This window comes from Niveispirillum fermenti (assembly GCF_052474395.1).
Genome location: NZ_CP156678.1, coordinates 999,324 through 1,020,092, shown reverse-complemented (window position 1 = coordinate 1,020,092; position 20,769 = coordinate 999,324). Strand labels below are relative to the sequence as shown.

The window sequence follows — 20,769 nt, the reverse complement described above, 5'->3', positions numbered from 1 at the left end:
TGCGAACCCGCCATGCAAGGCTGATTATATTTTTATAGATGAAGGACTTTTTCGGGCGGACATAGCTGCTTCCACCCGCTCTGGAAGCAAAAAGTCGACCCAAAAGGTTGACGTGACCTTGTTTTTGCGTAAGCCTTACCCACCTTCACGGCTCCGACACAGGCATGTGTCTGTGCCAGATGATTCGAATGATAAAATATCAAGGGGGTGAAAAATGGCTTTGCCAGGACACCAGCCCGAAAATGACGCCACCACGCCTTCCCGTCCCGGCCCTGCCCTGCGTTTGCGTCAACCGCTTACCGAAGATGGGGCCGCCATCCATCGGCTGATCGCCGCCTGTCCACCCTTGGACACCAATTCGCTGTACTGCAACCTTCTGCAGGCCAGCCATTTCGCGGATTGCAGCATCCTGGCCGAGGCGGATGGGCGCCTGCTGGGGTGGATTTCCGGATACCGGCTGCCGGCCGATCCGACGACCCTGTTCGTCTGGCAGGTCGCGGTACATCCGGACGCCCGTGGCCTGGGGCTGGGCCGGCGGTTGCTTTCCGACCTTCTGGCCCGTCCGGGCCTGGCTGATATCAAGACCATGGCCACGACGATCACGCCTTCCAACGAGGCAAGCTGGGCCCTGTTCCGCAGCTTTGCCAAATCCCAGGGCGCAGCCTTTCGCCATGACGCCCATTTTGAACGCGACCGGCATTTCGACGGCGCCCATGAGGCGGAACATATGGTCACCATCGGACCACTCCCTTCCGTCCGCGCCGCCGCCTGAGCCGGCCTCGCAAAAACGAGAGACAGATCATGACTATGATGCCGAAACCGACGGCCACCCTGCCCGACGTCTCCACCTTCGACCGCATGGAATCGCGCGTGCGCAGCTATTCGCGCGCCATGCCGCGCCTGTTCACCAAGGCGCAAGGTGTCTGGATGGAAGATGCCCAGGGTGGCCGCTATCTTGATCTTCTGTCGGGCTGTTCCAGCCTGAATTACGGTCATAACCACCCGGTGCTGAAGCAGGCGCTGATGGATTACATCGCCAGCGACGGCGTGACCCACAGCCTGGACCTGCATACCGAGGCCAAGGAGGAATTCCTGGCCGAACTGGAAAGCACGATCCTGGCCCCGCGCGGCCTTTCCTATCGCGCCATGTTCACGGGGCCGACCGGCACCAACGCCGTGGAGGCGGCCCTGAAGCTGGCCCGTAAGGTGACGGGGCGCCAGCATGTGATCGCCTTCACCAACGGCTTCCACGGCATGACGCTGGGTGCGCTGGCCTGCACGGGCAATGCCGGCAAGCGCGGCGGGGCCGGTGTGCCGCTGACCCATGTCAGCCATGAACCGTTCGACGGCTATTTCGGCCCCGACGTCGATACGGCAGAATTGCTGGAACAGCGCCTGTCCGACCCATCCAGCGGTCTGGACAAGCCGGCGGCCATTCTGGTGGAGCCGGTCCAGGGTGAGGGCGGGCTGAATGTGGCCTCCCCGGCATGGCTGCGCCGCATCGCCGATATCGCCAAGCGCCATGGCGCGCTGCTGATCCTGGACGAAATCCAGGCCGGCTGCGGCCGGACGGGTGATTTCTTTGCCTTCGAGGCAGCCGGCATCAAGCCGGATATCGTGACCCTGGCCAAATCGCTGTCCGGCATGGGGTTGCCCTTTGCCCTGACCTTGTTCCGGCCGGAACTGGACCAGTGGAAGCCGGGCGAGCATAACGGCACCTTCCGTGGCAACAACCATGCCTTCATCACGGCCGCGGCGGCCCTGCGCCATTTCTGGCGCGATGGTGCCTTCGAGCGGGAGGTGAAGGCACGGGGCGAATTCCTGGGCAAGTGCCTGCGGGAAATCGCCGCCCCCTATGGCGACCGTGTCCGGCTGAAGGGCCGCGGCATGATGCAGGGTATTGATGTCGGCTCCGGGGAGATCGCCGACCAGATCACCGCCGCCGCCTTTGCCCGCGGTGTGATCATCGAGACCAGCGGCGCGCATGACGAGGTGGTCAAGGTGCTGGCGCCGCTGACCATCACCGAACAGGAACTGGCCACGGGCATGCGCATCCTGCGCGAATGCACGCAGCAGGCCATGGCGCCGGCCTTCCAGGCCGCCGCTGAGTAATCGGACGGATTTTCTGGGAACGACCGGCCGTCGCAGGCGTTATCGATGCGACCCCCGCGCCTATACCGGTCGGGAAGCCGCATGGCTGCATGCATGCGGTGCCCCGCCGGCCGTTCCCGGCCATTCGTCTTCAGGGAATTATCCAGGGAACCAGAAAAATGATCGTACGCAATCTCGCCGACGCACGTTCGTGCGAACGCAATGTCGTCTCCAAGGGTTGGGAAAGCGCCCGGCTGCTGCTGAAGGATGACGGCATGGGATTTTCCTTCCACATCACCACCATCTATGCCGGCGCTGAGTTGCTGATGCACTACAAGAACCATCTGGAGTGCGTTTACTGCATCAGCGGCGAGGGCAGCATCGAGGATCTGGCCACCGGCCAGGTGCATGAGATCCGCCCCGGCACCATGTATGCCCTGAACCTGAACGACCGGCACATCCTGCGCGGACGCACGGAAATGATCATGGCCTGCACCTTCAATCCGCCCGTCACGGGGCGTGAGGTGCATGACGAAACGGGCGCCTATCCGGCGGAAGAAGCGGCATGACCCCAGCGTCCCGACCGCTTTCTCCGGACAACCGATACGAGGCCATCTCATGATCGACCATTATCCTTCCCGACAGACCGACCGCGCCAGCCTGCTGCCGCGGCTGGACCCCGTCGTCCATGGCACCTGGACGCCCCAGGCGCCGCTGACGCAGGAGCAGAGCCGTTTCTTCGATGAAAACGGCTATCTGGTGCTGGAAAACCAGTTCGACGCCGCCGAGATCGCGGCCCTGCAGGCGGAGGCCGCCACGCTGCTGGCCCATCCCGCCGGGCTGAAGCCGGAAACGGTGATCACCGAGCGCAACAGCAAGGAAGTGCGCTCCATCTTCGAAATACATCGCCAGAATGCGATGCTGGCCTGGCTTGCCGCCGATGCGCGGCTGTCGGAGGTGGCCCGTTACCTGCTGGCCGATGATGTCTACATCCACCAGTCCCGCCTGAACTACAAGCCCGGCTTCCAGGGCAAGGAGTTCTACTGGCATTCCGATTTCGAGACCTGGCATGTTGAGGACGGGATGCCGCGCATGCGCGCCCTGTCCATGTCCATCCTGCTGGCGCGGAACACGCCGCACAATGGTCCCCTGATGCTGATCCCCGGATCGCACAAAGAGTATCTGACCTGTGTCGGTGAAACGCCCGACGACCATTACAAATCGTCCCTGAAGAAGCAGGAATATGGCGTGCCGGACGAGGACAGCCTGGCCGATCTCGCCAACCGTCACGGCATCGTGGCGCCCACGGGCGAGCCGGGCACGGTCGTCATCTTCGACTGCAACATCATGCATGGTTCGAACGGCAACATCACGCCCTTCCCCCGGGCCAACGCCTTCCTGGTCTACAACGCCCTGTCGAACCGGCTGGAGAAGCCGTTCGGCCCGGCGACGCCCCGGCCGGATTTCATCGCGGCCCGGAAGGATATCGAGCCCGTCCGGCCCATGGCCGGTCCCCTGAAGCGGAGGGCGGCATGAGCATGGATATGAAAGCGGAGCTGACGGACCCCTCCCCTGTGATGGCCACCATGGCCAACCACACGGTTGAGAAGATCGGCGGCACCTCCATCACTGCCACCGACACCGTCTTGCGCAATGTGCTGATCGGCGGCCGCAGCGGCGATGCCCTCTATCGCCGCATCTTCGTCGTATCCGCCTATGCCGGCATCACGAACCTGTTGCTCGAACACAAGAAGACGGGCGAGCCCGGCGTCTACGCCACCTTCATCAACGATGGCACGGGTGACGAATGGGGGGGGGCGCTGGAACGGCTGAAATCAGCCATGCTGGAACGCAACGCCACCATCTTCACTCCCGGCCCCAGCCGCCATCAGGCCGATGCCTTCGTCGCGGAGCGGGTGGAGGGCGTGCGCCAGTGCCTGGACGATCTGCACCGGCTGCGCAGCCACGGGCATTTCCGTCTGGCCGAACCCCTGGCCGCCGTGCGTGAGATGCTGGCCGGGCTGGGCGAGGCGCACAGTGCGCACAACACGGCCCTGTTGTTGCGCGACAAGGGGATCAATGGCTGCTTCGTCGACCTGACGGGCTGGCGCGACACGGCCCAGCCAGACCTGGACACGCGCATCCGCGACGGGCTGGCCGGGATCGATCTGTCGACCTCCCTGCCCATCGTCACGGGCTATGCCCAGTGCAAGGAAGGCATGGTCGGCCGTTACGACCGCGGCTATTCGGAAATGACCTTCTCCCGTGCGGCCGTGCTAACCGGCGCGGCGGAGGCCATCATCCACAAGGAATTCCACCTGTCCAGCGCCGACCCCAAGCAGGTGGGCGAGGCCAATGCCCGCAAGATCGGCCTCACCAACTATGACGTGGCGGACCAGCTTGCCAATCTGGGCATGGAGGCCATCCACCCCCGGGCCGGGCGCGGGCTGCGTCAGGCGGGGATCTGGCTGCGCGTGAAGAACACCTTCGACCCGGCCGACGACGGCACGCTGATCCGTGGCGACTATGTGTCCGACCGGCCGCGCGTGGAGATCGTCACGGGCCTGCGCAACGGCACCGCGCTGGAGTTCTTCGAGCAGGACATGGTCGGGGAAAAGGGCTATGACGCCGGCATTCTGGAGGCGTTGACCCGCCACCGCGCCTGGATCATCGCCAAGTCCAGCAATGCCAACACCATCACGCATTATTTGCGCGCCAGCGGCACCGCGGTGCGGCGTGTGGTGGAGGATCTGGAAAAGCGTTTCCCCACGGCTGGTATCGCCACGCATGCTGTTTCCGTCGTATCGGTGATCGGCAGCGACCTGAACCGGCCCGGCCTGCTGGCCGACGCGCTGGGGGCTCTGGCACAGGCCGGCATCTCGGTGATGGGCGTTCAGCACCAGATCCGCAATGTGGATGTGCAGTTCATTCTGGCCAGGGATGATTTCGACCGGGCCGTGAAGGCTCTGCATGACCGGCTGATCGGCACCGCCGACAGCACCCCCATGCCCGCCCCGGCCATTGCCGCCTGACGGGATGCTGCCCATCTTGATGACCAGCGCCCGCTTTGAAGGCTTATACCCAGTCCCGGTGATCGCAACCGATCACCGGCCTCAATCGCCGGCGCCCACATCCGTGGGCTGCCGGATGGCGATGGCCGGTGGCGGAGTGGTTGGAAAGGATGGCATGGCGTTGATGGCGAGATTCAAGGTGGCACGATGATGGCGTTGCGTTCCGTCCGCGCGCTGCTGGCCGCCATTTTCCTGGCCATGGCCGGCAGCGGGTTCCTGGCCACGTTGCTGGCGCTGCGTCTGCGCGATGCGGGGGCGGGCCCTGTCACCATCGGCTGGATGGGCACGGCCTATTTCATCGGGCTGGGCCTGGGTTCGCTGCTGGTCTTCCGGATCATCCGCCGCGTGGGGCATATCCGCGCCTTCGCCGCCTTCGTCTCCACCTTTTCCGCCACCCTGCTGGCCTATGCGCTCTACCAGGACACGGTGTTCTGGGCTGTTCTGCGGCTGCTGGACGGGCTGTGCATGGCCGGAATCTTCGTCTGCCTGGAAAGCTGGCTGAACGAGCGTGCCCCATCGGAAGGACGCGGCGGGGTCCTGGCCTTCTACATGATTGCACTCTATGTCGGTCAGGCGGCGGGTCAGCCCCTGCTGACCCTGGGCGATCAGGCCGCGCTGCTGCCCCTGGCGGCGGCGTCGATCCTGATGTCGCTGGCCGTTCTGCCCGTGGTGCTGACCCGCATGCCACCCCCCAGCCTGCCCGAGGGCGGGGCCATGGGCCTGCGTCCGCTGTACGAGGCATCGCCCCTGGGCGTTGTCGGGGCGCTGACCACGGGCATCATGCTGGGCGCCTTCTATGCGCTGGGCGGGCTGTTCGCGGCCGGCATCGGCCTGGACCTGACCGGCACGTCCTGGTTCATGACGGCCGCCATCCTCGGCGGTGTCGTCCTGCAATGGCCGCTGGGCCTGATGTCGGACCGTTTCGACCGCCGGCAGGTGATCATCGGCTCACTGGCGGCGGCGGGCATCCTGGCCCTTGTCATCATTCTGGCGGCACTGGCCCTTCCCGCCTTGCTCCTGCCGGCCATCGCGCTGTTCGGCGGCGTGGCCTTCGCCCTTTACCCGCTGTTCGTGGCCCATGCCAATGACCGGCTTTCATCGGAAAACCGGGTGGGCGCCACGGGCGGGCTGGTCATGGTCTATTCCGCCGGGGCCGTGGCGGGTCCGGTCAGCGGGGCGGCAGCCATGGGGCTGGTCGGCCCCTGGGGATTGTTCGCGTTGATCGGACTGGTGGCCGCAGCCACGCTGGGGTTCGCCTTGCGCCGGGCACGCCTGTCCGCCCCTGTGCCATCCGAACAGCAGATGCCCTATCAGATCCTGCCCCGCACCACCCCGGTGGCGGCCAGCGTGCTGGAGGTTCAGGAAATACCGGACCCGGCTGCGGACACGGATGCCGCCGGCCCGGTGGAGAATGTCCCCTCCCCCGGACCCTGATGGCGGCCTTGAAGGGAGTGGTGGTGCCGGGATGCGTGTCTGGGGTAGAAGTCAGCGCATGAGGAGAAGTTGAACGGTCGGCATCGACCAGGAAGCGCCGATGAGCAATGCAGTCGACAAGGCCTATATGGCCATCCGGGATGCCATCCATGCGGGTCGTTTCCCGCCGGGCACGCACCTGAAGGAAGGGGAACTGGCCGACCTGACCGGTGTCAGCCGCACGCCCGTCCGCGAGGCATTGCGCCGGCTGAACGCCGAAGGGGCGGTGCGCTTCCTGCGCAACCATGGTGCCTTCGTGGCTGACTGGTCCATGGCGGAGATCCGGGAGATTTTCGATCTGCGGTCGATGCTGGAGGGATACGCCGCCGAACGCGCCGCCGAACGCGCCACGCCGGCGCAGGTTGCAAGGCTGCGCATCCTGGCAGAGGAGATGCTGGAACTGGGCGGACTGGCAACGCCCGACGCCCTGTCCCGCATCGCCGAGGCCAATGGCGAGTTCCACCGCCTGATCACCCAGGCGGCGGGGACCCAGCGCCTGGCCCTGATGATGACCCAGGTGATCGAACTGCCGCTGGTGCTGCGCACCTTCCACCGTTACAGCACGGAGGCGCTGCATCGCAGCCTGCGCCATCATATGGAGATTGTGGCGGCGTTCGAGGTGCGTGACGGCGCCTGGGCCGGTTCCGTCATGCGCAGCCATATCGCCGCCGCCTGGCATGCGATCGAGATGGGCGGCGCCCGCCAGCCCGAACCGTCACGGGCCGCCGCCGAATGACCGGCCGATCCCGCCCGGGAAGCCGATAATACCAACTTCCGGTGATCGCAACCGATCACCGGCCTCAGGCGCCGGCGCCCACATCCGTTGGCTTGTGTTTTCGAAATGTCAGTAAGATGTGTGATCGCCGGCCGGGGCATGCCCCGGCCGGCGATCCGTCCGGAAGACCGCTCCGTGGAAAGGTAGATCATACACCGTAGCCAAGCATGGTTCTCCGGTCGGCCCCTTCATTGACCCGAACAGTTGCTTGGGGTTGCAGCCCCGTACGTGCAAGGCAGGGAGTATGAAGATGGCACAACAGGACTTTATCATCGCCCTGGACGTCAGCAAGGCCCGTCTGGACGGGTTGGATGCCGAGACAGGAGAGGCTTTCCAAGTCGAGAATGCCGAGGCTGGTTACAGTCTCCTTCGGCGACGGTGTGGCAAGCGCGCCGTGCAGGTCGTCCTGGAAGCCAGTGGTGGCTATGAGCGGCCGGTCATGGAGGCTTTATCGAAAGCCGGCATTCCCGTCCGCCTCGTCGATCCTCGCAAGGTCCGGCATTTTGCCAGGGCGCATGGACGCTGGGCCAAGAATGACCGGCTGGATGCCCGGATGATCGCCGCCTATGCCCAGGCGATCCCCGGAGCCGCCTACCAACCCGATCCGGAACGGGAGGTCCTGGCGGAACTGGCCACCTACCGGCGCCAGTTGCTCGACGAGCAGACCATGGTCAGGAACCAGGCCCAGACCCTGGCGGATCCGGAACTGCGCCGCTTGGCCAAGCGGCGCCTGGATGCCATCGCCCTGCTGATCCTGCGCCTCGACAAGCGCATTGCCGAGCAGATCGCGGCATCCAAAACCTTGAAGGTCAACGACAACCTGCTCCAGTCCATTCCTGCTGTCGGGCCGGTGCTGGCGGCCACCCTGCTGGCCCATATGCCGGAGTTGGGCACACTGACACGACATCAGGTCGCCGCCCTGGCCGGCGTTGCCCCGATGGATAACCAGAGCGGCAAACGCGATGGCCCGCGCAGCATCTACGGTGGAAGGCCCGTTGTCCGAACCGTCCTTTACATGGCTGCCGTCGTCGCCAGTCGGCGAAATCCACCCTTGGCCGCCTTCTATAAAAAACTCATCGCCGCTGGAAAGAAGCCAAAGGTTGCCCTCGTTGCCATCATGCGAAAGATCGTCGTCCTCGCCAATGCCATCATCCGCGATCAGAGAACTTACGCCGCATGAAAACAGTTGCTTGGCTACGCCGCATGTGCGGCGCGGCGGCCGTCGCCGCCGTACCAGATCCCGGTGAGTTGCTCTCACCGGGATCTGGTATCAGCCCTCAGGACAGGAGGCCGATGGTCACGGAAAAGGCCGTCCAGGGCCGGGACCGGCGGGAGACGACGGCAAAACCAAGGCCCCTTGTGCATGCAGATATTCGGCGACCCCGCGGCCAGGGCCGCTGCGCCCGCCGATGACAAGCACATGCATCTGGTCTGGCGCCTGTTCGATTGCCTGTTTCTGTCAAAAATCACCCGCCGCGGAAAGGGGCGTTCCCGCGGCGGGCCCAAGTCGGAGATTACCAGCTTTTGGAGACCTGCAACACGAAGGTGCGGGGGGCACCGGCCAGACCGGCGGGAACCAACCCGTTGGCGGCGACAGTGATCAGGTACTGTTCATCGGCCAGGTTCTTGCCGACGACCTGGACACCCCAGCCGCCCTCGTCACTGTTCCAGCCGACCGAGGCGTTGATCAGGTCATAGGCTTTCTGGGAAAAGATATCGGCGTTGGAGGCATCGTAATAAACCTTGCTCTGCCGGAAATATTCACCGCGGATGAAGGCCGTGCCCGGCCCCACGTCGAAATTATACTGGCCATAGGTGGACAGCGAGCTTTTCGGGGCGGCATTCAGGCGGTTGCCGGTTGCGTCGAAGGTGCGGCTGGCCGCGTTGAAGCGCGGGTCCGTCGCCACGAAATTCACGAGCTGGTTGGGCACGCTGGAGGTTGGGAAGGCCCGGTACTTGGTGTCCAGGAATGACAGGTTGCCGCCCAGTTCCAGGCCGCTGACGGGCCGCGCCGTCAACTCGAATTCCACGCCGCGCACGCGGGCATTGGCGGCGTTGCGGATGGCGACCACGCCGGGCGCAATCAGCGACTGTACCTGCAAATCCTTGTAATCATAATGGAACAGGCTGGTGTTGAAGCGCAGCCGCCGGTCCAGGAGATCGCTCTTGATACCCCCTTCATAGGCCCAGATGGTTTCAGGCGCGAAGGACAGATCGGTGGCGTTGTTGGCGAAGATGCTGGTGCCGCCGCTTTTGAACCCGCGTGTGGCCGATGCGTAGAGCATGATGTCGCTCGTCACCTGGTAATCCAGGCCGAATTTCGGGGTCACGGCATCGAACTTGCGCTTCAGCTCATAGACAAAGGGAAAACCGGGGGTCGATGAACCGGTGGCCAGCGACACGCGGTCGAAATTCTGTTCGATCCGCTTGGTATCCTGGGTGAAGCGCAGGCCGGCCGTAAAGCCCAGATCATCGGTCAGCTTGTAGGTCCCCTGCGCGAAGGCCGCGAAGGAGGTGGTGAAGCTGTCCGGCTCGGTGCGGATATAGAAGGCGTTGGCCGGTGGCAGGACGGGGCTGGCATAGTTGGTAGATTGCAGCAGCGTGCTGGTCTTGTCATGAAAATAGAACAGGCCCAACACACCATTGAAGCGGTCAAAATTGCCTGTCAGGTTCAGTTCCTGGCTGAATTGCCGGGACCATTCATTCTGGTTGCTGGTCTGGGCCAGCAATTCGGTACCATCGCTGTCCACGAACAGGTTGTACCGGCTCTTGCGGAACGCGGTCAGCGACTTCACCGCCAATGCGTCCGTCAGGTCGATGTTCACCTCCTGCGCCACGCCCCACAGCTTGGTGTCGTTGGTCTGCGGTGAATCGAGCGCCACCTTGGAATAATCACCCACGATGCCGGATGCCAGCGGCGTGGGGTTGGCGCCACCGGGCCGGAAGGGCACCAGCAGGTGGCTGTAGCTGTCGAACCGTTCGTCGCTGCGGCTGTAATCGAAACGGGTGATCATCTCGACATTGTCGGCCGGCAGGAAACGTACCTGTCCGCGCAGGCCGCCACGGTTGGCATTGTTGGTGCCGGGCTGGCCAGTGGCAACGATATTGTCGATGTAATCGTCATGGCGGATATAGGTTCCGGACAGGCTGGCCTGCAGCTTCTCCTCCACCAGCGGGCCGCTGACATAGAATTGCGCCTGCCGGCGCTCATAATCGCCGACGGTCAGTTGCAGCTTGCCCGTGGCCTTGTCCGACGGCTTCTTGGAAATGATGTTGATGGTGCCGCCAACGGCGTTGCGGCCGTAAAGCGTGCCCTGGGGCCCGCGCAGCACCTCCACGCGCTGGATATCCACGAAATCCTGAAACTGGCCGAAGGCGCGGGCGATATAGACCCCGTCGATCTGCGTCGTCACGCTGGGGTCGGAACCGCCGAAAACGTTGGAACTGCCGATGCCGCGCATATAGATGACGGCGCTGGCCGTCACCTGCGCCACCGACAGGTTGGGTGTGACGGCCACCAGATCCTTGACGTTCAGGACCAGCGAACTGTCCAGCTTGTCGGCTGAAAAGGCGCTGATGGCCAGTGGCGTCCGCTGCATGGTCGTCTCGCCCGCCTTGGTGGCGGTGACGATGATCTCATCCAGCACGTCGCCGGCCTGGGCGACCTGCGTTTCCTGTGCCTGGACCAGTGTTGGCATCAGCAGGGCCAACGCGCAGACAGCACCCCTCATTCCTTGATGGGCCATCGACTTCCTCCTCCCCAATTTTGATTATTGTCGGTACGGCAGCGCCCCCGATTGCAGGGGTCTGTTCTTCATTTCGGGATCATGCCCGCAGGCGCTCGCCGCCTGTCGCGGGCGTCAGGCCTTCCGGGACCCGCCCCGGGTGGGCGGGTCCCTGCCCTGCGGTTACGGCGCGGTGCGGCCCAGGGGACGGATATCCATGTCCACAGCCAGCCGCTCCGCCCGCCAGCCGGTGATGACGGCCTCATATTCCAGCGGGCCGCCGCCATAGGTGCCGCCGACATAGGTCGGCCGGTCCTTGAAGGCACCCTCGTTGTTCAGGAAGCCGGGTGTGCATTCCTCATAGAAATGCTCATGGTCGACATGTTTGGCCTCCACCTGTTCCAGCCAGCGCTCCTCGGCCTCCGGCGTCGGTTCCAGGGCGGCGACGCCGTTGCGCAGGCCGTAATGAATGATCTCGGCGGCATGGGTGGCCTGGATGTCCAGCGTATGGGTGAAGTTGAAGGCCGTGGTACCCTGTTCCGCACCGCCCACCACATGGAAATTGGGGAAACCGCTGAACATCGTGCCGTGCAGGCAGCGCAGGCCGCCCTGCCATTTGTCCTGGATGGACCGTCCCCCACGTCCCACCACCTGATAGCCGCCAACCTTGTGTGCCGGTGCGCCGACATCGAAACCGGTGGCGAAGATCACGCAATCGACGGGATATTCGCGGCCATCGACGCAGACCCCGGTCGGGGTCATCGCCTCCACCCCGCGCCCGCCGGTATCCACCAGGGTGACATTGGGCCGCTGGAAGGCCGGCAGGTAATCGTCACTGAACAAGGGCCGCTTGCACAGGAAATTGTACCAGGGCTTCAGCGCCTCCGCGGTCTCACCCTCGCCAAGGGTGGCGGTCACACGGGCGCGGATCTGCTCCATCTTCTCGAAATCGGCCTGTTGCATGGCCTGCGGCGGGGACAGCCTGCCCTGGCCCTGCGCCATCAGGGCGCCCATGCGCTCCCAAAGGTCGGTCCAATGATCGCCCACCAGATTTTCCGCCTGCGGCCGGCCGTTCAGGATGGACAGGAAATTTTCCATCCGGCGCCGCTGCCAGCCCTTGGGCTGGGCTTGAAGCCAGGCCGCATCGGTCGGCCTGTTGTTGCGCACTTCGATGGCCGAGGGCGTGCGCTGGAACACCAGCAATTGCATGGCATGCTCGGCCAGGCGCGGCACGATCTGCACCGCCGTGGCGCCCGTGCCGATGATGGCCACGCGCTTGTCGGCCAGCTTGACCTGTCCGCCCGACGCATCGCCGCCGGTATAATCGTAATCCCAGCGGCTGGAATGGAAAATCCGGCCCTTGAAGCTTCTGATGCCCGGAATGCCCGGCAGCTTCACCTTGGCCAGCGGGCCCTGGCTGACGGACACGAAACGGGCACGGATGCGGTCGCCGCGGTCGGTCGTCACGGTCCAGCGGGCTGCCGCCTCGTCCCATTCCAGGCGCTCCACCTTGGTCTGGAACAGGGCATGGTCGTAAAGGCCATAATGCCGGCCGACGGCCTGTGCATGGGCGAAAATCTCCGCGCCCGTGGCGTACTTCTCCGTCGGAACGGTTCCCACCTCTTCCAGCAGCGGCATATAGATATAGGCCTCGATATCGCAGCGGACGCCGGGATAGCGGTTCCAGTACCAGGTGCCACCGAAATCCCCCGCCTGTTCCACGATGCGAAAGGAACGGATGCCCCGGTCGCACAGCTTGGCCGCCGTCAGCAGGCCACCGAAGCCGCCGCCGACCACCAGCACGTCCACATCCTCGGTCACCGCGTCGCGGGTGAAGCCGGGAGCGACATAGGGGTCGTCGGTGAAATGGTTGAATTCACCGGTTGCGTCGAGATACTGGCCTGCCCCGTCGCGGCGCAGGCGCTTGTCCCGTTCGGCTCGATACTTGGCCCGCAGGGCATCGGCATCATAGGCCGGCCCCTGGAAAGGATGATCTTGCATGTGGCGCACTCCCCGTGCCGGTCCGCCTCTGCCATCGGCCGGCTTTCCGTATCAGGACCGGTTGCCCCGACCCTTCGTTACGCGGCGCCGGTGGTCTTGCATCCCCCTACCGGTCCCCGTGGAGTTAATGTCGCACATCACAAACTGGCATGCAAGCATGTCAGTTCACAAAACGAATGGTTATCGCCCTTTCGATCGCAGGCCTGCCGCCACGGCCGATGCCACGCCGGCAATGTGGCTTTCCGACAAGGTGCGGGCGCGTGAAGGCGATTTCGATGCGATGGCCTCGATGATTTCCTCATGCTCCTGCGCGGCACCGCCCATGAAGGCGGAAAAGCCGATGGCCTGGTTGATGAAGAAATCCGACATGTTGAAATTGCTGCTCTGCCGCTCGTCCACGAAGGGGGACTGTGCCATGTCGTGGATCAACTGGTGAAAGGCCCGGTTCAGTTCCAGATAGGCCTGGGCCGCCTCCGGCTGCGCAAAGTCGATGGCACCGATGCGGGCCTGGATGCCACGCAGTTCCTTCAACTGCGCTTCCGTCCGGCGGGCTGCCGCCAGTTCGGCCAGCAACCCCTCCATCCGCTCGAACATCAGGTAGAAATCCGCGATCTGATTGTGATCCGGGCTGATCACCTCGCACCCCACCTGGGGAATGATCCGCACGAATCCTTCCGCCGACAGGCGGTTCAGCGCGGCCATGATCGGCTGACGGCTGGCGCCCGTGTCTGCGGCAACTTCCTTCACCGACAGTTTCTGGCCGAACCTGTAATCTGCCCCGACCAGCCGGCCGACCAGCAGTTCATAGACTTCGTCCTTCTTGTTCACGATCAAATCCCCTCAACAGGCGCCTCCTTAAATCCGTATCAAGCCAGAGTGCTAGGATGCAACATTGAAATGGCTGCCTGACGGAAAAGCCAGATTCGGTTACGATTTGCTCTTCCATTCCTCGCGCCATGGCGCGAGGAAGCCCTGGCCCTGTGCGCCTGGCAGGCGGGATAGGGGCGTCAGACCCGATAGCCGTGATGCCAACCCTTTGCCCCGCATCCGGCACCAGCGACACAAATTCTCTCTATCATATTGATAAATATAATGGAGATTCAATGATGTCTCTCGCGAGAAATGCCTTTTCGACCGAGGCTGAAAAACGCGCGTGACAAGCGCGCTCAAAACTTACATGCTAGCGTGTAACAAATATGGAAAGAGGGGGAGGCACAACATGCATCTTTGGCCCGAGATTGCCCGTGGCGCCATCCGCCTGGGCTATGTCCAGGCGGGACCGATCCGCACGCGCTATGTGGAGGCGGGGGATACCGGCGCTGACGAGGCGGTGGTCTTCATCCCCGGCACGGGCGGGCATCTGGAGGCGTTCACGCGCAACCTGCTGCCCCATGCCGAACATTACCGGACCATCGCGCTGGACATGATCGGCCATGGCTATTCCGACAAGCCCGACCATGATTACGAGATCCGGCACTATGTGCAGCATCTGCTGGATTTCTGCGACGCGCTGGGGCTGGCGCGCATCCATGTGCATGGGGAATCGCTGGGCGGCTGGATTGCGGCACAGTTTGCCATCGATCATCCCGACCGTGTGGCGACGCTGACGCTGAACACAGCCGGTGGCCTGAACACCGATCCGGCCGTGATGACCCGCGTCTACAACGTCACCATGAAGGCCGTGGCGGAAGCCAGCCCCGCCACCGTGCGCGCCCGGCTGGAATGGCTTATGCACAAGCCGGAGCGCGTGACCGACGATCTGGTGGAATTGCGCCTGGCCATCTACACCCAGCCCGGCTTCCTGCGCGCCATGGAACATATCTTGTGCTTGCAGAACATGGATATCCGCATGCGCAACGTGCTGACGGATGAAAGCCTGGCGGGCGTGACGGCGCCGACCCTGGTCATCTGGACCGACCATGATCCCACCGCACCCGTCGCGACAGGCGAGCGTTTCGCCCGGGCCATTCCCGACGCGCGGCTGGTGATCATGGATGATTGCGCCCACTGGCCGCAGTGGGAAAAGGCGGATGAGTTCAACCGCCTGCATCTGGCGTTCCTGGCCGAACATGCGCCGGCCGCCTGAAACGGGGAACAACCATGCCATCGCCATTTGCCGAAGCGCGCATGATCTGCGCCTCGCACACGCCTCTCATGGACCATGTGGATGCCGATCCGCTGGTGGATGCCGAGGTCCGGCAGCATTTCGCCCGCCTGGCCGAACAGGTCGCGGTGTTTGATCCGGAACTGATCGTCGAGTTCGCGCCCGACCATTTCAAGGGCTTCTTCTATGACATGATGCCGCCCTTCACCGTCGGCATCCGCGCCACCGCCATCGGCGATTATGATATCGGGGTGCCGGGCGACCGGTTCGACATTCCCGAGGAACTGGCGCTGGATTGTGTGCGGAACCTTTATGCCGCCGATGTCGATGCCGCCCTGTCCTATCGTGCGCAGCTTGACCATGGCTTCGCGCAATTGCTGGTGCTGCTGACGGGCAGCGTGGGCCGCTATCCCGTGCTGCCCATCCACATCAATTGCGCCGGCACACCCCTGCCTTCCTTCAGACAGGTGCGGCGGCTGGGCGACGGGGTCGGCCGCTGGCTGGCGGGCCTGAACAAGCGGGTGCTGATCCTGGGATCGGGCGGACTGTCGCACGACCCGCCGATCCCCACCATTGCCACGGCCCCGCCGCCGGTGGCGGAAATGCTGATCGCCGGCCGCAACCCGCCGATGGAGGCGCGCCGCGCCCGCGAGCAGGCCAATTACGAGACCGCCCGCAAGCTGGCACGGGGCGAAGGCCATGCCACACCGCTGAATGCCGCCTGGGACCGTTCCTTCATGGCGCAGATGGCGGCGCTGGATTTCGACAGCATCACCGCACTGGCGGAAGGGGAACTGACGCAACTGGCCGGCTGCGGCGGGCACGAGGTGCGCAACTGGGTCGCGGCCTATGCGGCCATGGCGGCGCTGGGCCCCTTCACCCATCAGGACATCTTCTACCGCGACATCCCGCAATGGAACGCCGGCATGGGCATCGCCGCGGCCCGGCGCCCGAGCGGACATCAAGCTTAAGGATCAAGCAATGACCAAGGTTCTCGTTCTTTACTATTCCGCCTATGGCCATATGGAAATCCTGGCCGATGCCATTGCGGAGGGCGCGCGCAGGGCCGGTGCCGACGCCGTGGTCAAGCGCGTTCCCGAAACGGCACCGGAGGATGTGGCCAAGGCCGCCCATTTCAAGCTGGACCAGAAGGCGCCCGTCGCCACGGTGGAAGAACTGGGCGATTACGATGCCATCATCGTCGGTTCCCCCACCCGTTTCGGCCGTATCGCCAGCCAGATGGCCGCCTTCTGGGACCGGACGGGGCCGCTCTGGTATCAGGGCGCCCTGCGCGGCAAGATCGGTGCCGCCTTCACCTCCGCCGCAACCCAGCATGGTGGGCAGGAGACGACGCTCTTCTCCATGATCACCAATCTGCTGCATCATGGCATGGTGGTGTGCGGCCTGCCCTATTCGTTCCAGGGCCAGATGCGCATCGATGAGGTGACGGGCGGCTCGCCTTACGGCGCCAGCACCGTCAGCGGCATGAAGGGCGAGCGCCTTCCCTCGGAAAACGAGCTGGAAGGGGCCCGCCACCAGGGGGAGACGGTTGCCCGGCTGGCAGGCCGGCTCAGTGCCTGATGCCAATGGAAGATGGTGCCGGAACAACAAGAAGAACGGGAGGACAGAACGAGATGATCAGGTCGCTGCAATATATGGCCCTGGGTGTGCCGGACCTGGCGCCGGGCGCCGATTTCTATGAAACCTTCGGTCTGTCGGTCGAGAACCGCGCCGACCATCTGGCCTTCCGCTGCAAGGGGCGTGACCAGGACCAGATCGTGCTGGTGGAAACCGGCAAGTCCCGCCGGTTCCACCATATCTCCTTCGGGGCTGATGCGGCCGGGCTCGACGCGGTTGCCAACCGGTTGAAGGCCCGTGGCGGCGCGTTGCTGCCCCGCCCGTTTGCCGGCGCACCGGACGGGCTGTGGTTTCACGATCCCGACGGGCATCTGGTGAATGTGCAAGTGGCCGAAGCGGCCCCCCAGACCCCGGAACCGGCGATCCTGGTCAACAGCCCCGGCCTGACCCCGCGTTCGGGCGTGCGCGGCTGTCCCACCCGCGCCCTGCCCACCAACCCGCGGCGGCTGGGCCATCTGATCCTGTTCACGCCCAATGTCCCGCGGAAGATGAATTTCTATCGCGAGGTGCTGGGCATGAAAGTGTCGGACACGTTGCAGGACGAATATGGCGCCTTCCTGCGCCTGTCCGGCGACAGCGACCATCATGTCATCGGCTTTCTGAACTCCCCTGCCCCCGGCTTCCACCATGCCAGCTTCGAGATGGCATCCATCGACGAGGCGGAACTGGCGGCCGGCAAGCTGTTCGCCAAGGGTTACAAGCATGCCTGGGGGCCGGGGCGCCATGCCATCGGGTCCAACTATTTCCACTATTTCCGCGATCCGTGGAACGGCATGTGCGAATATTATTATGACATGGACCATATCCCGGCGCAGTGCGATTGGGAGGCCATCGACTGGACCAAGAAGGACGGCATGTTCATCTGGTCCGCCGATGGCCCGCCGCCCCCCGATTTCGGCCGCAATTACGAAATCGATTGAGGAAGGGGCCACATCATGGATTTGGGACTGAAGGGCAGGAATGCCATCATCTGTGCCGCCAGCCAGGGGCTGGGCCGGGCCTGTGCCATGGCGCTGGCACGTGAGGGCGCCAATGTCGTCATCAATGGCCGGTCGCAGGAAACGCTGCTGGCCACGGCCGCCGACATCAGGCGTGAGGCGCCCGATGTGACCGTCACCCCCGTGGCGGGCGACGTCACAGAGCCGGCCGTGCGGGCCGCCCTGGTCGCGGCGTCGCCGCAGGTGGACATCCTGGTCAACAATAATGGCGGACCGCCACCCGGCGATTTCCGCGATTGGGACCGCGATGCCTGGATCAGGGCGCTGGATGCCAACCTGCTGACCGCGGTGGAACTGATCCGCATGACGGTCGATGGAATGGGGGAGCGTGGTTTCGGCCGCATCGTCAACATCACCTCGTCCGCCGTCCGCGTCCCCATCCCCGTGATCGGCCTGTCGAATGCCGCACGGTCGGCTTTGACGGGCTTCGTGCTGGGGCTGGTGCCGACCGTGTCGGGCAAGGGGGTGACCATCAACAACCTGCTGCCGGGCCCGTTCGACACCAACCGGCTGCGGCAATCCAAGGCGATCACGCAACATCTGACAAAGAACAATGTGGCCGGCCGTGTCGGCGATCCTGAGGAAATGGGCGCCATGTGCGCCTTCCTGTGCGGTCGCTATGCCGGCTACATCAACGGTCAGAACATCCAGATGGATGGCGGCCTCTATCCTGGAAATTTCTGACGGGCGGGGGGCAATCCCACCCCGACTGCGGCGTCCGCCTCCCCCGGGGGCGGACGCCTTTTTTGTAACTTCGGGGTGCCGCGCGAATGGCCGTGAAGGGGCATGCCCTTCTGTTGGAGAAATCCGGCTCAGCGTCGCCTGATCGACGGATCATGCCGGAACCGGTCCGAGGGGGTCTTGCGGCAGTGCCCTGACGGAGCTGTCGGGCGGCTGGCCGTCTTGTCCCTGCGAACCCGGTTCTGTTCATGACCCCGGCGCCATCCCGGCGAAGCGGTCGGCCACCCAGTCGGCGATATAGCTGCGCACCGGTTCCATGTTGTCGGCGCTGACATGTTCCACCCCGCCCTCGCGGTCGGTGAAGAATTTCAGCTCGCACCGGGGGCTGTTGACTGCCTCATCATGGCTTTGATGGGCATATTCGGCCGGGATCTGCCGGTCCCCGGCGCCGTGGGTGATCAGGAAAGGGACCGTCATGTTCGCGATATGCCCGCGCAACGTCACACGCGGCACGAACTCCATGAATTCATCCAGGCTGTCCTTGCCCCAGACCCACATGACATGGTCCCAGTAATGGGGCACGGGCCGGTCGCCCTCCCGCGCCATGCGGCGGCGCTGCAATTCACCCCAATCATGGTTGGCGCCCCAGGCCACGCACAGCTTGAACCGCTTTTCATAGCAGGCGGCACGCGGCGCGTAATAGCCGCCCAACGACCAGCCTATCATGCCGATGCGGCTGGCATCCACATCCGCGCGCGTCTCCAGATAATCCACGGCGGCCCCGGCCCAGCGCTCGGCCTCCACGATGGCGGGCAGCCCGTTCAGGCGCAGTGCCTCCCCCACGCCGGGTTGGTCGACCATCAGGACGGAGATGCCGCGCACCGCGAAACTGTCGCGGACGGACAGGTAGATCATCTCCTTCACGCTATCCAGCCCATTGCAGAACACCATGCAGGGGCGCGGCCCCTCCCCCTGGCCCGGCACGAACAGGGCGGGAAAGCTGCTGTCGCCATAGGGGATGTCCACCCGCTGGCAATTCAGGCCGCCGACGGAGATCGCCCGCCCCATCGTGTCCAGCATGCGGCGGTACATGGCCTGGCGCGGGGCGTAATGCCGGCTCTGCATGCGTTCGGCCGTCATGTAATAGGCCGTGGCGCGGCAATATTTCTCGGCCGCCGACAAGGGATGGCCAGCCTTTTCAGCCTCCTCCCCCAGGGCGTATACGCGGTCGGCCATGGCGCCCCAGCTTTCGAAGAAGGCTTCGGTACCCTTGTCCTCTCCCTCAGCGGCGATGGCGCGGACCTGGGCGTTGGCCTGGTCCATTTCCCCCATGGCGCCGCCCATGGCGATGCAGATATTGACCGACAGGTTCCAGACATAGTTACCGGGAAACGGCTCGTACATGACGGGTCCTTATTGTTTTGGGGCGGCCGGCGCGTCGTCGATGATGGCGACGGCGCGCGTCCAGCCGGCGGACGCGGCGCGGATTTTCATGGGGAAGCAGGCGATGGTGAAGCCGGTCGGCGGCAAGGCTTCCAGATTATGCAGCTTTTCCAGGTGGCAATAGCCGATATCGCGCCCGGCCTTGTGCCCTTCCCAGATGATGGACGGGTCGCGGTTGGCCAGATAGCGCTCGCGCGTGTGGATGAAGGGGGCATCCCAGCTCCACCCGTCCGTGCCGGTCAGGCGCACGCCGCGTTCCAGCAGGTACATCGTCGCCTCGTACCCCATGCCGCAACCGGTGGTGACATAATCGTCATGGCCATAGCGGGCACCGGCCGCCGTGTTCACCACCACGATTTCGAGCGGCGACAGAACATGGCCGATGCGGGCCAGTTCCGCCTCCACATCCGCCGCCGTGACGACATACCCATCGGGGAAGTGCCGGAAATCCAGCTTCACTCCCGGCTGGAAACACCAGTCCAGGGGCACCTCATCGATGGTGATGGCCCGCTCGCCGCCATTCATGGTGGATGCGTAATGGTAGGGCGCATCCAGATGCGTGCCATTATGGGTGATCAGGGTGATCCGCTCGATGGCCCAGGCTTCCCCATCGGGCAGGTCACCGGCCTTCAGGCCGGGAAAGAAACCGGCCAGATCGGGCACGGATTGTTTGTGGTCGATATACTCGATCACCGGCTTGAACATTGGCGGATCGGAAACGACGTCGTTTTCCAGATAGATGGACAGGTCGATGATGCGTCTGGCCATG

General features: G+C 64.3%; 18 protein-coding genes. 13 read left to right on the top strand and 5 right to left on the bottom strand.

Annotated features, from left to right (window positions below):
• The first annotated feature begins 214 nt into the window (after positions 1-214).
• From ectA to ABC728_RS03875, 8 genes are all read left to right on the top strand, one after another.
• Positions 215-772 (top strand): diaminobutyrate acetyltransferase, encoded by a 558-nt coding sequence (ectA, locus tag ABC728_RS03910; RefSeq protein ID WP_416622020.1) that lies wholly within the window; start codon positions 215-217, stop codon positions 770-772.
• Between the two features lie 29 nt (positions 773-801).
• The gene (ectB, locus tag ABC728_RS03905; protein WP_416622019.1) at positions 802-2,112 is read left to right on the top strand and encodes a diaminobutyrate--2-oxoglutarate transaminase; all 1,311 of its coding nucleotides are present in this window, start codon (positions 802-804) and stop codon (positions 2,110-2,112) included.
• Between the two features lie 158 nt (positions 2,113-2,270).
• A complete protein-coding gene (locus tag ABC728_RS03900) occupies positions 2,271-2,660 on the top strand; it encodes an ectoine synthase (protein ID WP_416622018.1) in 390 nt (129 codons plus the stop codon).
• Positions 2,661-2,709: 49 nt separating this feature from the next.
• Entirely contained in the window at positions 2,710-3,627 is a 918-nt protein-coding gene (thpD, locus tag ABC728_RS03895) for an ectoine hydroxylase (RefSeq protein ID WP_416622017.1), read from the top strand.
• 2 nt (positions 3,628-3,629) lie between these two features.
• Positions 3,630-5,123 (top strand): aspartate kinase, encoded by a 1,494-nt coding sequence (locus ABC728_RS03890; protein WP_445376327.1) that lies wholly within the window; start codon positions 3,630-3,632, stop codon positions 5,121-5,123.
• A gap of 186 nt (positions 5,124-5,309) precedes the next feature.
• Complete coding sequence (locus ABC728_RS03885; RefSeq protein ID WP_416622015.1) at positions 5,310-6,596, top strand: MFS transporter; 1,287 nt, start codon at positions 5,310-5,312, stop codon at positions 6,594-6,596.
• A gap of 100 nt (positions 6,597-6,696) precedes the next feature.
• Positions 6,697-7,371: a GntR family transcriptional regulator gene (locus ABC728_RS03880; RefSeq protein ID WP_416622014.1), complete on the top strand. Its 675-nt coding sequence runs from the start codon at positions 6,697-6,699 to the stop codon at positions 7,369-7,371.
• Between the two features lie 283 nt (positions 7,372-7,654).
• Positions 7,655-8,590, top strand: coding sequence for an IS110 family transposase (locus tag ABC728_RS03875; RefSeq protein ID WP_445376268.1), 936 nt, complete (start codon positions 7,655-7,657; stop codon positions 8,588-8,590).
• Between the two features lie 334 nt (positions 8,591-8,924).
• Here the strand turns inward: ABC728_RS03875 and ABC728_RS03870 are convergent, their stop codons facing one another.
• From ABC728_RS03870 to ABC728_RS03860, 3 genes are all read right to left on the bottom strand, one after another.
• A complete protein-coding gene (locus ABC728_RS03870) occupies positions 8,925-11,156 on the bottom strand; it encodes a TonB-dependent receptor (RefSeq protein WP_416621940.1) in 2,232 nt (743 codons plus the stop codon).
• A gap of 162 nt (positions 11,157-11,318) precedes the next feature.
• Entirely contained in the window at positions 11,319-13,136 is a 1,818-nt protein-coding gene (locus tag ABC728_RS03865; protein WP_416621939.1) for a flavin-containing monooxygenase, read from the bottom strand.
• Positions 13,137-13,316: 180 nt separating this feature from the next.
• Positions 13,317-13,964, bottom strand: a complete 648-nt coding sequence (locus tag ABC728_RS03860) for a GntR family transcriptional regulator (protein WP_416621938.1) — start codon at positions 13,962-13,964, stop codon at positions 13,317-13,319.
• A gap of 391 nt (positions 13,965-14,355) precedes the next feature.
• Here ABC728_RS03860 and ABC728_RS03855 point away from each other — a divergent pair, with 391 nt between their 5' ends.
• Genes ABC728_RS03855 through ABC728_RS03835 form a run of 5 tightly spaced genes read left to right on the top strand, consistent with a single transcriptional unit; the run spans position 14,356 to position 18,560 of the window.
• Entirely contained in the window at positions 14,356-15,222 is an 867-nt protein-coding gene (locus ABC728_RS03855; protein WP_416621937.1) for an alpha/beta fold hydrolase, read from the top strand.
• 14 nt (positions 15,223-15,236) lie between these two features.
• Positions 15,237-16,211 carry a 3-carboxyethylcatechol 2,3-dioxygenase gene (locus ABC728_RS03850; RefSeq protein ID WP_416621936.1) on the top strand — a complete coding sequence of 325 codons (975 nt, stop codon included), beginning with the start codon at positions 15,237-15,239 and terminating at the stop codon, positions 16,209-16,211.
• A 10-nt stretch (positions 16,212-16,221) separates the two neighbouring features.
• Positions 16,222-16,821 (top strand): NAD(P)H:quinone oxidoreductase, encoded by a 600-nt coding sequence (wrbA, locus tag ABC728_RS03845; protein ID WP_416621935.1) that lies wholly within the window; start codon positions 16,222-16,224, stop codon positions 16,819-16,821.
• 53 nt (positions 16,822-16,874) lie between these two features.
• A complete protein-coding gene (locus tag ABC728_RS03840) occupies positions 16,875-17,798 on the top strand; it encodes a VOC family protein (RefSeq protein ID WP_416621934.1) in 924 nt (307 codons plus the stop codon).
• A gap of 15 nt (positions 17,799-17,813) precedes the next feature.
• Positions 17,814-18,560, top strand: coding sequence for an SDR family oxidoreductase (locus ABC728_RS03835; protein WP_416621933.1), 747 nt, complete (start codon positions 17,814-17,816; stop codon positions 18,558-18,560).
• Between the two features lie 243 nt (positions 18,561-18,803).
• Here ABC728_RS03835 and ABC728_RS03830 read toward each other — a convergent pair whose 3' ends face one another.
• Both ABC728_RS03830 and ABC728_RS03825 read right to left on the bottom strand, forming a co-directional pair.
• Positions 18,804-19,961: an alpha/beta hydrolase family protein gene (locus ABC728_RS03830; protein WP_416621932.1), complete on the bottom strand. Its 1,158-nt coding sequence runs from the start codon at positions 19,959-19,961 to the stop codon at positions 18,804-18,806.
• A 9-nt stretch (positions 19,962-19,970) separates the two neighbouring features.
• A complete protein-coding gene (locus tag ABC728_RS03825) occupies positions 19,971-20,768 on the bottom strand; it encodes a cyclase family protein (RefSeq protein WP_416621931.1) in 798 nt (265 codons plus the stop codon).
• Position 20,769: the final 1 nt, after the last annotated feature.

Bases quoted from the DNA above. Each gene is read 5' to 3' on its own strand.
- ABC728_RS03870 (WP_416621940.1), bottom strand. From the start codon at position 11,156: ATGGCCCATCAAGGAATGAGGGGTGCTGTCTGCGCGTTGGCCCTGCTG.
- ABC728_RS03865 (WP_416621939.1), bottom strand. From the start codon at position 13,136: ATGCAAGATCATCCTTTCCAGGGGCCGGCCTATGATGCCGATGCCCTG.
- ABC728_RS03885 (WP_416622015.1), top strand. From the start codon at position 5,310: ATGATGGCGTTGCGTTCCGTCCGCGCGCTGCTGGCCGCCATTTTCCTG.
- ABC728_RS03900 (WP_416622018.1), top strand. From the start codon at position 2,271: ATGATCGTACGCAATCTCGCCGACGCACGTTCGTGCGAACGCAATGTC.
- thpD (WP_416622017.1), top strand. From the start codon at position 2,710: ATGATCGACCATTATCCTTCCCGACAGACCGACCGCGCCAGCCTGCTG.
- wrbA (WP_416621935.1), top strand. From the start codon at position 16,222: ATGACCAAGGTTCTCGTTCTTTACTATTCCGCCTATGGCCATATGGAA.
- ABC728_RS03850 (WP_416621936.1), top strand. From the start codon at position 15,237: ATGCCATCGCCATTTGCCGAAGCGCGCATGATCTGCGCCTCGCACACG.
- ABC728_RS03825 (WP_416621931.1), bottom strand. From the start codon at position 20,768: ATGGCCAGACGCATCATCGACCTGTCCATCTATCTGGAAAACGACGTC.
- ABC728_RS03835 (WP_416621933.1), top strand. From the start codon at position 17,814: ATGGATTTGGGACTGAAGGGCAGGAATGCCATCATCTGTGCCGCCAGC.
- ABC728_RS03880 (WP_416622014.1), top strand. From the start codon at position 6,697: ATGAGCAATGCAGTCGACAAGGCCTATATGGCCATCCGGGATGCCATC.
- ABC728_RS03855 (WP_416621937.1), top strand. From the start codon at position 14,356: ATGCATCTTTGGCCCGAGATTGCCCGTGGCGCCATCCGCCTGGGCTAT.
- ectA (WP_416622020.1), top strand. From the start codon at position 215: ATGGCTTTGCCAGGACACCAGCCCGAAAATGACGCCACCACGCCTTCC.
- ABC728_RS03840 (WP_416621934.1), top strand. From the start codon at position 16,875: ATGATCAGGTCGCTGCAATATATGGCCCTGGGTGTGCCGGACCTGGCG.
- ABC728_RS03890 (WP_445376327.1), top strand. From the start codon at position 3,630: ATGGATATGAAAGCGGAGCTGACGGACCCCTCCCCTGTGATGGCCACC.
- ABC728_RS03830 (WP_416621932.1), bottom strand. From the start codon at position 19,961: ATGTACGAGCCGTTTCCCGGTAACTATGTCTGGAACCTGTCGGTCAAT.
- ABC728_RS03875 (WP_445376268.1), top strand. From the start codon at position 7,655: ATGAAGATGGCACAACAGGACTTTATCATCGCCCTGGACGTCAGCAAG.
- ectB (WP_416622019.1), top strand. From the start codon at position 802: ATGACTATGATGCCGAAACCGACGGCCACCCTGCCCGACGTCTCCACC.